Below are 10,477 nucleotides of genomic sequence, written 5' to 3'. Positions count from 1 at the left end.
GTCCGCACCGGCCTCCAGCCCTGCGATCCTGTCTTTCGTCTCGCCCTTGGCGGTCAGCAGCAGGATCGGCGTCACCTCGGTTTCACGGATTGCACGGGTCAGGGCCACGCCATCCTCGCCGGGCATCATCACGTCCATCACGATCAGGTCGAACGCCAGCCCGGACAGCAACCGCCGCGCATGGGCCGCATCGCGCGCGGTGGATATCAAGAACCCCTGCTTGATCAGGAACCGCGCCAGCAAGCTTCGGATGCGCTCGTCATCGTCAACGATCAACAGATGAACGTCGATATCACTCATGAACCACTCTCCTTGAGCGCCAGATACCGTCGGCGCATATCCGCATCCATCATCGCCTCAAGCACCTGCCGGAATCCCGCCACCGCCTGCGGGCCCGCCGCGCGATAGGCCGTGCGCATCCGGGCGCGCTGCGCGTCTGACAGTCGCTGCTCCAGCGCGCGGCCCGCATCGGTCAGATAAAGGTGACGCTCGCGCTTGTCGGAACTGCCGACCCTGCTTTGCACAAGGCCATCCTCGATCAGGCTGCGCAAGACACGGTTCAGCGATTGCTTGGTGACACCCAGAATGGCAAGCAGGTTGTTGACCGTAGTGCCGGGCGCGCGGTTGATGAAATGCACCGCCCGGTGATGTGCCCTGCCATAGGCCAGGTCGGACAGTATCCGGTCGGGATCGGCGGTAAAGCCGCGATAGGCAAAGAACATCGCCTCGATACCCTGCCGCAACTGTTCGTCCGTCAGGTAAAGCAGGTTTTCGCCACTGGTCGGGTCTGCCATTTGCCCCCCTTCTGCCGGTTCGCCATCTGCCTGTTTGCCGGGCAGCTTACGTCAGCCTTGTTGACATTCCAACAAGCAACTGGTAGCGAATCGCAGTTTTTGCGTAACTATATGACCTAACCGGACGAATAAAACGCAATAAATGCAAAGCACATGCGCGGGAGACGACTAATGGCAGGCTATGATGATCGGGACGGCAAGATCTGGCTGGATGGTCAACTGGTAGAATGGCGTGACGCGCAGGTGCATGAGCTTAGCCATGCACTGCATTACGCCAGCTCGGTGTTCGAGGGCGAGCGGTGCTACGGCGGCAAGATCTTCAAGAGCCGCGAACACTCCGAACGCCTGCTGCAATCGGGGCGCCTGATCGATTTCGAAATCCCCTACACGGTGGATGAGATCGAGGCCGCGAAAGAGGCGACGCTGAAAGCCAACGGTTTGACCGACGCCTATGTGCGCGCCTTTGCCTGGCGCGGCGCGGGCGAGGATATGGGGGTGGCATCGGCCCGCAACCCGGTGCGCATGGCCGTGGCCGTGTGGTCCTGGGGCAACTACGATGGCGATGCCAAGATGAAGGGCGCCAAGCTCGACGTCTCCAAGTGGAAGCGGCCCAGCCCCGAGACCATCCCCAGCCACGCCAAGGCGGCCGGCCTCTACATGATCTGCACCCTGTCGAAACACGCGGCCGAAGCGAAAGGCTGCTCCGACGCCATGATGTTCGACTATCGCGGCTACGTGGCCGAGGCGACGGGCGCCAACATCTTCTTCGTCAAGGACGGCGAGGTGCACACGCCCAAGCCCGACTGCTTCCTCAACGGCCTCACCCGCCAGACGGTGATCGGCATGCTCGAGGACCGTCAGGTCAAGGTCCACGAGCGCCACATCATGCCGGAAGAGCTGGAAAGCTTCCAGCAATGCTGGCTCACCGGCACGGCGGCCGAGGTCACCCCCGTAGGACAGATCGGCGACTACAATTTCGAGGTGGGCTCCCTCACCCGCGACATCGCCGAGGGCTACGAGCAACTCGTTCGTACGTAAGCCTTGCATCTCCGCGAGGCCCTTGAAAAAGCCAGGGTGAAGGACGGCGCCACGCTGTCCTTCCACCACCACCTGCGCAACGGCGACGATGTCATGCGGCAGGTGCTCGCCGCTTGTTCTGCCGCCGGCCTGCGCGACCTGCACATCGCGCCCTCCTCCCTCTTTCCCTGCCATGCCGCGCTGATCCCGTTTCTCGAAAACGGCACCGTCACCCGCATCACCACCTCCTACATGACCGGCCCGCTGGCCGACGCGGTCCGCGCCGGCCTTCTGCCCCATCCCGCAATCCTACAAACCCACGGCGGACGGGCGGCGGCCATCGCCTCCGGGCGTCTCCCCATCGACGCCGCCTTCATTGCCGCCCCTGCCGTTGACGGCGCGGGCAACCTCACCGGCGCCACCGGCCCCGCCGCCTGCGGCCCGCTGGGCTACCCGATGGTCGACGCGGCCCATGCCCGGCACGTCATCGCCCTCACCGATCATGTCACCACCGACCTGCCCCGCATCTGCATCCCCGCCGAACAGGTCGACACCGTCATCGAGACCGACCATATCGGCGACGCCTCGCAAATCGCCTCCGGCACCACCGGCCGCGCCCCCTCGCCCAAGGGGCAGGCCATCGCCAACCTCACCGCGCAACTGATCGCCTGCTCCGGCCTCCTGCAAGACGGCTTCCGCTTCCAGACCGGCGCCGGCGCCACCTCCCTCGCCGTGGCCCATGCCCTCGCCCCCATCATGCGCGAGAGGGCCATTACCGGCGCCTTCGCCGCGGGCGGCATCACCGGCGCGCTGGTCGAGATGTTCCGCGCCGGGCTGTTCCACACCCTTCGTGACGTGCAGGCCTTCGACCTGCCCGCCGTCCGCTCCTATGCCGAAGACGCCGACCACCTGCCGATGTCCGCCGAAACCTATGCTAGCCCCGACCGCCCCGACAGCATCGCACGGCAGCTCGACGTCATGATCCTCGGCGCGGCCGAGATCGACATGGATTTCAACGTCAACGTCACCTGCGCCAGCGACGGTCGGATCATCGGCGGCTCCGGCGGCCATGCCGACACCGCGGCGGGCGCCACCCTGCCCATCGTCACCACCCAGCTTGCGGCGGGCGGCTTCCCCAAGCTGGTGCGCAACCTCACCTGCCTCACCAGCCCCGGCGCAACCATCGGCGCCGTCGTCACCGAGGCCGGCATCGCCATCCACCCCTCGCAACCGGAACTGGCCGACCGCGCTCGCCGCGCCGGCCTGCCCGTCACCACGCTCGACGACCTGCGCCGCGACGCGGAAACAGGCACTGTTCCACCCGGGAACGCCCGTGGCCAAGGCAAGCTCGTCGCCCTCTGCGAAAACCCACAAGGCCAGATCATCGACGAGATCCGCGCGCCCTGACCGGTAACGCGCCGCCCTTCACCCGTCACAATAGCTTCGTCAATTCTTCAAACAGCTTTTGGCATCCGGTCATGAAACATCGGTCATGTCCGCGGCACACCGAACTTTCAGGAAACCGCGAAGGAGACCCACATGACCAAGCTGATCCGTCCCACCCGCCGCGCCGTTCTGGCCTCCGGCACCGCGTTCGCCGCCACGCTCGCCATGCCCGCCCTCAGCCGCGCCTCGTCGCGCCCGGCCTTCACCCACGGCGTGCAGTCGGGCGATGTCGACAAGTCCTCCGGCATGATCTGGACGCGCACCGACCGCCCCGCCAAGGTCATGATGGAGGTCTCGACCACCGAAAGCTTCGACAACGCCATGAAGCTCCCCCCGCTCGACGCCCTGCCGGAAAGCGACTTCGCCGTGAAACGCCTGATCGACGGCCTGCCCTCGGATCAGGACATCTTCTACCGCTTCACCGCCCATGACCTCTCCGACATCAACGGCACCAGCGAACCGGTCACCGGCCGCTTCCGCACCGCCCCCGCCGGGCGCCGCGACTTGCGTTTCGCATGGTCGGGCGACACCGCCGGCCAGGGCTGGGGCATCGACGATGACGGCATGGCCACCTACGCCACCATGGCCCGGCACACCCCCGATTTCTTCCTGCACTCGGGCGACACCATCTATGCCGATGGCCCGATGACCGACGAGGTCGAGCAGGATGGCCAGGTCATCTGGAAGAACACCACCCTCATCGACGAAAAGCGCAAGGTGGCCGAAACCCTCGACGAGTACCGCGCCCAGTGGAAATACAACATGATGGACGAGCACGTTCTGGCCCTCAACGCCGTCGCGCCGACCTTCTTCCAGTGGGACGACCACGAGGTCGTGAACAACTGGTCCTCCTCCCGCTCGCTGATGGAGGATGACCGCTATTCCGAGAAATCCATTCACGTGCTGGCCGCCCGCGCCGCCCGCGCCTTCCACGAGATGACGCCGATCCGCTACACCCCGGCAGAGCCGGGCCGCGTCTACCGCAAGATCTCTTACGGGCCCATGCTCGAGGTCTTCTTCCTCGACCTGCGCTCCTATCGCGGCCCCAACTCCGAGAACATGCAGGACGAGCTGACCGACGAAAGCCGCATCCTCGGCGCCCAGCAGATGGCCTGGCTCAAGCGCGAGCTGACGCAATCCTCGGCCACATGGAAGGTCATCGCCTCCGACATGCCCATCGGCCTTGTCGTCGGCGGCGGCGAGGAAGCCGTGGCCAACGGCGACAACGGCGCAGCCAATGGCCGCGAGCTCGAAATCGCCGAGCTTCTGCGCTTCATCAAGACGGCCAACATCACCAACACCGTCTGGTTCACCGCCGACGTCCACTACACGGCGGCCCATTACTACAACCCCGACAAGGCCCAGTTCCAAGATTTTGCCCCCTTCTGGGAATTCGTCTCCGGCCCGCTCCACGCCGGCACCTTCGGCCCGAACGACCTCGACATGACCTTTGGCCCCGAAGTGAAATACGTGAAGGCCCCGACCGAGGAACAGGGCGCCAACCTGCCCCCCTCGGCCGGCCTGCAATTCTTCGGCCTGGTCGATATCGACGGCGCCACCCAACAGATGACCGTCCGCCTGATGGACCGCGCCGATACCGAGCTGTGGAGCATCACGCTCGACCCGGAAGGCATGGCGATCTGAACAGGCACCCCAGAACGAAAAAGGGCGGCGCATCGCGCCGCCCTTTCCTTTGTCACACCCGGGCCAATCACCCCGGCGAAAGCCCCCGCATCCGCTCCGACCGGCGGCGCAGCAACTCCACCGTCGTCAGCAGCACGATCGAGATCGAAACCAGGATCGTGGCAACCGCCAGAATGGTGGGTGAAATCTGCTCCCGAAGACCGGTGAACATCTGCCACGGCAGCGTCTTCTGCCCGGCCGAGCCGACGAACAGCACCACCACCACCTCGTCGAACGAGGTGATGAAGGCAAACAGCCCCCCGGAAATCACCCCCGGAAGGATCAGCGGCATCTGCACCCGGAAGAACGTCGTCACCGGGTCGGCTCCCATATTCGCCGCCGCCCTTGTCAGCGACCGGTCGAAGCCCACCAGCGTCGCCGTCACCGTGATGATGACGAAGGGAATGCCCAGCGCGGCATGGGCCAGCACCACGCCCCAATACGTGCCCTGAAGCCCGAGCCGCGAGTAGAAGAAATACATCCCCGCCGCCGAGATGATCAGCGGCACGATCATCGGCGAAATCAGGATCGCCATGATCGGCCGCCGGAACGGCACATGCTCCGAGCTCAGCCCGATCGCCGCCAGCGTCCCGAAGCTTACCGACAGCAGCGTCGCCACCGGCGCAATCGAGACCGAGTTCCACAGCGCCTGCTGCCAGTCCGGCGAGTTGAAGAAATCGCGGTAGTGCTTCAGCGAATATCCCTCCGGATCGAAGGACAGCATCTCCGGCGTGAAAGTAAAGAAATCCTCGGCGTTGAAGCTCAGCGGCATCACCACCACGATCGGCGTGATCAGGAAGAAGAAGATCATCCCGCAGATCACCCGGAACGCGAAATGCCCCAGCACCTGCCCCGGTGTCAGGTAGGGCAACAGGTTCGCCCGGTACCGCCCCTGCCCGATCCAGTAGATGAACCAGCCGTAGAACACCCCGAAGATCGCCCCCACGACGATCCCCGGTATCTCGCCGAAAACATAGCCCCCGGCGGCGAACAGCGCCACCATGGCCCAGCGGAACGGCTTTTCCATGCTCTCCGGCAGGAGGCCCTGCGCCAGGTAGGTCAGGATCGCCAGAAGCACCGCCCCGGCAAGGATTCCCTGCCAGATCGAGCCCTGCGCGGCGCCAACGAAGATCCCGGCAAACGCCCCCGCGGCAGCCACCACGGGCACCGAAAAGCTCAGCGGCTTCTTCTCGACATACTTGAGTGTGTACGTGGCCATCTGCGCCTACCCCAGCTTCACGTTGTCGATGCCCACGATCCTGTCATAGGCCCAGTAAAGGATCAGAACCGCCGCCAGCAGGATCGTCCCCAGCGCGGCCGCAAGGCCCCAGTTGAGCGAGGACGAAATGTGATAGGCGATCCGGTTGGAAATGAACGTGCCGGTCGTGCCGCCGACGATCTCGGGCGTGATGTAATACCCGATCGCCAGGATGAACACGAGGATCGACCCCGCGCCGATCCCCGGCACCGACTGCGGGAAATAGACCCGCCAGAACGCCGTCCACTGCGTCGCGCCCAGCGACCGGGCGGCCCGCACATAGGAGGGCGGGATCGTCGACATCACCGAATACATCGGCAATATCATGAACGGCAGCAGGATATGCGTCATCGCCACAATCGTGCCGAACTGGTTGTTGATCATCACCAGCCGGCCGAAATCATCCACCAGCCCCAGCCAGACCAGCACGTCGTTGATCACCCCCTGCTGTTGCAGCATCACCTTCCACGCGCTCGTCCGCACCAGAAGCGAGGTCCAGAACGGCAGCAGCACGAGAATCATCAACAGGTTCGCCGTGCGCATCGGCAGGTTCGACAGCAGGTACGCCACCGGATAGCCCAACAGGATGCACGACCCGCAGATCACCAGCGACATGAACAGCGTCCGCTTGAACAGCATGATGTAGATCTGCTGGTTCTCCGGCCGCGCCTCGGGCCCGTCGATCCCCTTCTGCATGTCGACGGCATTGAGGAAGTAGCCGCTGGTCAGCTCCGGGCTGTAGGTCTGGATCGTGCGCCAGTTGGCGTTCTCGCCCCAGTCCTCGTCCATCTCGATGAACGCATCCTTGAAGGCGATCTGCGGCTGGTCCGCCAGCATCTCCTGCGCCGCGCGCAGCTCCTCGGCGCCGGGGCCGGCATACTCCGACAGGTCCGCGCCCGTCTGCAACTCCTGGATCAGGGCGACCTTGACCGATTCCCACGGCTCCTCCTCGGCAACGACATCCTCGTCGGCGAAGACCGTGAACAGCGCAAATGCGGAATACTGGTTGACCGTCCGCGGCAGGATTCGGGTGATCGCAGAACCGGGCAGGAACCCGACATCGCCGCTGAAATTGTCACCCGTCAGGGTCTCCAGCAATTGCCTCTGCATATCCAGCGGCTCGGCAGTCGGGGCCGAATTCTCGCCGCCGGTCATCAGCGTGTACCAGAACGCCTCGTCTTCCCAGGCCTCGTTGAGGTCTTCCAGCGCGTCGATCTGGTCCTCGCCGACATCGTCGACGCTCCGCCCGCTGCCCCGGAACAGCGAGGACAGCCCCGTCTGTTCGTAGTTCAGCCGCGAGCCGAGCCTCGTGTGCTCCTTGGCCTCCGCGGCAATGAACAGGTCATAGTAGAAACTCTCGAAAACCTCTTCGCCCGGCGCCCCTTCCTGCGAGGCGTCCCAGTCAGAAAGGCTGGCCACCGTACGCGGCAGGGTATTGGATACGATCTGGTTTTCCACCGACCGGAACAGCATGTCGACGATCGGTGCGATGAAGGTAACAAGCACAAAGATCAGCAACGGCGCGATCAGCATCAGCGCCCGCATCTTCTGAACCCTGAGCGCCCGGGCAAGGCTGCGCTTCAGCGGCGTCCCGTCCGCGGCGAGCATGCGCCCGTCCTTGTCGACATTGTCCGCGGCCTTGGCCTGGTCGCGCGGATCATCCGCCTTCGGAGCATCGACCGTCTTCGGATCGGTTGTGCCGTCGCTCATGCTGGTCCCCGTCACCCTGTTGGGTTGTCTCTGTCTTTGCAGCGAGGGCCCGGCGCACCGGGCCCTCCCCGTTTGGTTCAGCTATGCAGGCCGATCAGCCGGCCAGCCACGACTGGAACTTCGCGTCGATATCGTCGCGATAGTCAGCCCAGAACTCGTAGTTGTAGAGGAAGGTGTTCTTCGAGTTCTCCGGATCGGTCGGCATGTGCGGCGCCATGTCGATGCCCAGGTCGGCATGCTGGCCAACCAGCGGGGCCGACGATTCACGGGCCGGGCCGTACGAGATGTACTTGGCCTGATCCGCCAGACGCTGCGTGTCCGTGGCGAACATGATGAAGTCGAGCGCACGCGCCAGCCGGTCTTCCGGCAGGTTCGCCGGGATGATCCAGCCGTCAAGGTCGAAGACCTGCGCGTCCCACATCATGGCGACGGGCTGGCCCTGCTCCTCGATCACGCTGAACAGACGGCCGTTATAGGTCGAGCCCATGAACACTTCGCCATCCGCCAGAAGCTGCGGCGTGTCGGCACCGGCCGACCACCAGATCACGTCGTCCTTGATCGTCGCCAGCTTGTCGAGCGCCTGCTGCTGGCCTTCGTCGGTGGCCAGAACGTCATAGACCTCGTCCTTGGCGACACCGTCGCACAGAAGGGCCCATTCCATGTTGTTGATCGGCCGCTTCTCGAGCGCGCGCTTGCCCGGATAGGTTTCCAGGTCGAACACGTCACAGATGTCGCTCGGCGGCTCGACGCCTTCCGGCACCATGTCGGTCCGATAGCCGAAGGTCGTCGAATACACGATCTGCGGGATGAAGCAGTCGCCGACAAGCATGTCGCCGAAATCATCCTCGGCCGAGGTGCCGTCGGGCGCTTCCGCCAGCATCTCGTCGGGGTCGATCTCCATCGCCAGACCCTCGTCGCACAGGCGCAGCGCGTCGGCCGCAACCACGTCGACCACGTCCCAGGTCACGTTGCCCGCCTCGTCCATGGCGCGCAGCTTGGCCACGGCCTCGTTCGAGCTTTCGTCCCAGACGATGTCGAGGTCGGGATGCATTTCCTTGTAGGGCTCCGCATATGCCTTGACCTGGCTGTTCTGATAGGCGCCGCCCCAAGAGACGAGCGTCATCGAGTCCGCCATGTCCTGGGCCATCGCCGCACCGGCTGTCGATACGGCAACCGCCGTGGAAGCCAGGAGAGTCGTCGTCAGTTTCATGTCATTCTCCCATTTCATTCCCGTTTCTTGCTCTATGGGCTTCGTTCTACGGGTGAAGATCCCGAAGCCTCACGTCATTCGCGCCCTTGGCGGGCACGAAACTCTCTAAACTCTAGACCGCATCCAGCGCGCGGCAATCCTCGGGCAGCCAGCCGATCTCGATCTGCTCGCCCGGCTGAAGCCGCCGCTGGTCGGCGGAATTCCGGGTCTTGATGATGAAATCGTCCTTGCCCGCCACCTTCAGCCGGGTGCGGAAAACGTCGCCCATATAGATGAACTCGGCCACCTCCGCCTTCAGCGTATGGGCCGTCTCGCCCAGCTTCTTGACGTCGACCTCGACCCGCTCGGGCCGGATCGAGATGGTGGTCCGCTCGCCGGGCTGGCTGACATTCACGGGCTTCGCGTCGATCAGCTCGCCATCGTCCAGCTCGACCAGCGCAAGATCGCCCTTGATCTCCTTGATCGTGCCTTCAAGCGTGTTGTTCTCGCCGATGAACTGCGCCACGAAACTGTTCTCGGGGCTTTCATACAGCACGTCTGGCGCGGCGATCTGCTGAATCCGCCCGTCGTCGAACACCGCCACCCGGTCCGACATCGTCAGCGCCTCGGTCTGGTCGTGGGTCACATAGACCGTGGTGATCCCCAGCTCGTGCGCCAGGTTGGTGATCTCGAACTGCATGTGCTCCCGCAGCTGCTTGTCCAGCGCGCCCAGCGGTTCGTCCATCAGCACCAGCTCCGGCTCGAACACCAGCGCCCTTGCCAGCGCGACCCGCTGCTGCTGCCCGCCCGACAACTGCGCCGGGCGCCGGTTGCCGAAGGCGCCCATCTGCACCATGTCGAGCGCGCGGCGCACCTTCTCCTCGCGATCCGACTTCGACAGCTTGCGCACCTCGAGCGGAAAGCTCAGGTTCTCGGCCACGGTCATGTGCGGGAACAGGGCGTAGTTCTGGAACACCATGCCGATCCCGCGCTTGTGCGGCGGGATGTTGTTGATCGACACGCCGTTCAGCAGGATCTTCCCGTGCGTCGCCGTCTCGAACCCCGCCAGCATCATCAGGCAGGTCGTCTTGCCCGACCCCGACGGCCCAAGCATGGTCAGGAACTCGCCTTTCGGCATCGACAGGTTCAGGTCTTTGACGACAAGCGTTTCCCCGTCATAACTCTTTTGAACGCGTTCGAACGCAACGAACGCATCGCTGTTCTGCGATTCAGTCAAAAACGGCTCCCCATCAGTGTTACGCCGCGTGTTCTCCCGCGGTCATTCAAACTAAAACCACAAACCCGCCACTGTGCAAGCAGGCAAGCGAACTTTTTTATCGCTTCGACCGGCAGCAGGACAATCGTTCAGTTTTTGATCAA

The 10,477-nt window shown here is 64.2% G+C and carries 9 protein-coding genes; 3 read left to right on the top strand and 6 right to left on the bottom strand.

All coding sequences use genetic code 11. The annotated features are described in order from the left end of the window. Positions 1 to 300, bottom strand: a 300-nt coding sequence (locus tag RLN94_RS01330) for a response regulator (RefSeq protein WP_350168421.1), incomplete at its 3' end; no start/stop codon positions are given. Further along, complete coding sequence (locus RLN94_RS01325; protein ID WP_350168419.1) at positions 297 to 794, bottom strand: MarR family winged helix-turn-helix transcriptional regulator; 498 nt, start codon at positions 792 to 794, stop codon at positions 297 to 299. The genes RLN94_RS01325 and RLN94_RS01330, both read right to left, overlap by 4 nt. A gap of 171 nt (positions 795 to 965) precedes the next feature. On the opposite strand from RLN94_RS01325, the gene RLN94_RS01320 reads away from it, so the two are divergent. From RLN94_RS01320 to RLN94_RS01310, 3 genes are all read left to right on the top strand, one after another. Beyond that, positions 966 to 1,832 (top strand): branched-chain amino acid aminotransferase, encoded by an 867-nt coding sequence (locus tag RLN94_RS01320; RefSeq protein ID WP_350168417.1) that lies wholly within the window; start codon positions 966 to 968, stop codon positions 1,830 to 1,832. 3 nt (positions 1,833 to 1,835) lie between these two features. Further along, positions 1,836 to 3,218 carry a citrate lyase subunit alpha gene (locus RLN94_RS01315; RefSeq protein WP_350132667.1) on the top strand — a complete coding sequence of 461 codons (1,383 nt, stop codon included), beginning with the start codon at positions 1,836 to 1,838 and terminating at the stop codon, positions 3,216 to 3,218. Between the two features lie 132 nt (positions 3,219 to 3,350). Next, positions 3,351 to 4,901 (top strand): alkaline phosphatase D family protein, encoded by a 1,551-nt coding sequence (locus RLN94_RS01310; protein WP_350132669.1) that lies wholly within the window; start codon positions 3,351 to 3,353, stop codon positions 4,899 to 4,901. Positions 4,902 to 4,968: 67 nt separating this feature from the next. On the opposite strand, the gene RLN94_RS01305 is transcribed toward RLN94_RS01310, so the two are convergent. The 4 genes from RLN94_RS01305 to RLN94_RS01290 form a co-directional block, all read right to left on the bottom strand. Continuing rightward, positions 4,969 to 6,159, bottom strand: a complete 1,191-nt coding sequence (locus tag RLN94_RS01305) for an ABC transporter permease (RefSeq protein WP_350132671.1) — start codon at positions 6,157 to 6,159, stop codon at positions 4,969 to 4,971. Between the two features lie 6 nt (positions 6,160 to 6,165). Further along, positions 6,166 to 7,908 (bottom strand): ABC transporter permease, encoded by a 1,743-nt coding sequence (locus RLN94_RS01300; protein WP_502949388.1) that lies wholly within the window; start codon positions 7,906 to 7,908, stop codon positions 6,166 to 6,168. 94 nt (positions 7,909 to 8,002) lie between these two features. Continuing rightward, positions 8,003 to 9,118, bottom strand: a complete 1,116-nt coding sequence (locus tag RLN94_RS01295) for an extracellular solute-binding protein (RefSeq protein ID WP_350158528.1) — start codon at positions 9,116 to 9,118, stop codon at positions 8,003 to 8,005. Positions 9,119 to 9,230: 112 nt separating this feature from the next. Continuing rightward, on the bottom strand, positions 9,231 to 10,334 hold the full coding sequence (locus RLN94_RS01290) for an ABC transporter ATP-binding protein (RefSeq protein ID WP_350158529.1): 1,104 nt from the start codon (positions 10,332 to 10,334) through the stop codon (positions 9,231 to 9,233). Positions 10,335 to 10,477: the final 143 nt, after the last annotated feature.

It is taken from the genome of Roseovarius sp. (assembly GCF_040223625.1).
Lineage (GTDB): Bacteria > Pseudomonadota > Alphaproteobacteria > Rhodobacterales > Rhodobacteraceae > Roseovarius.
Note: the sequence above shows the minus strand (reverse complement) of the source record. Positions and strands in the feature narration are given on the sequence as shown.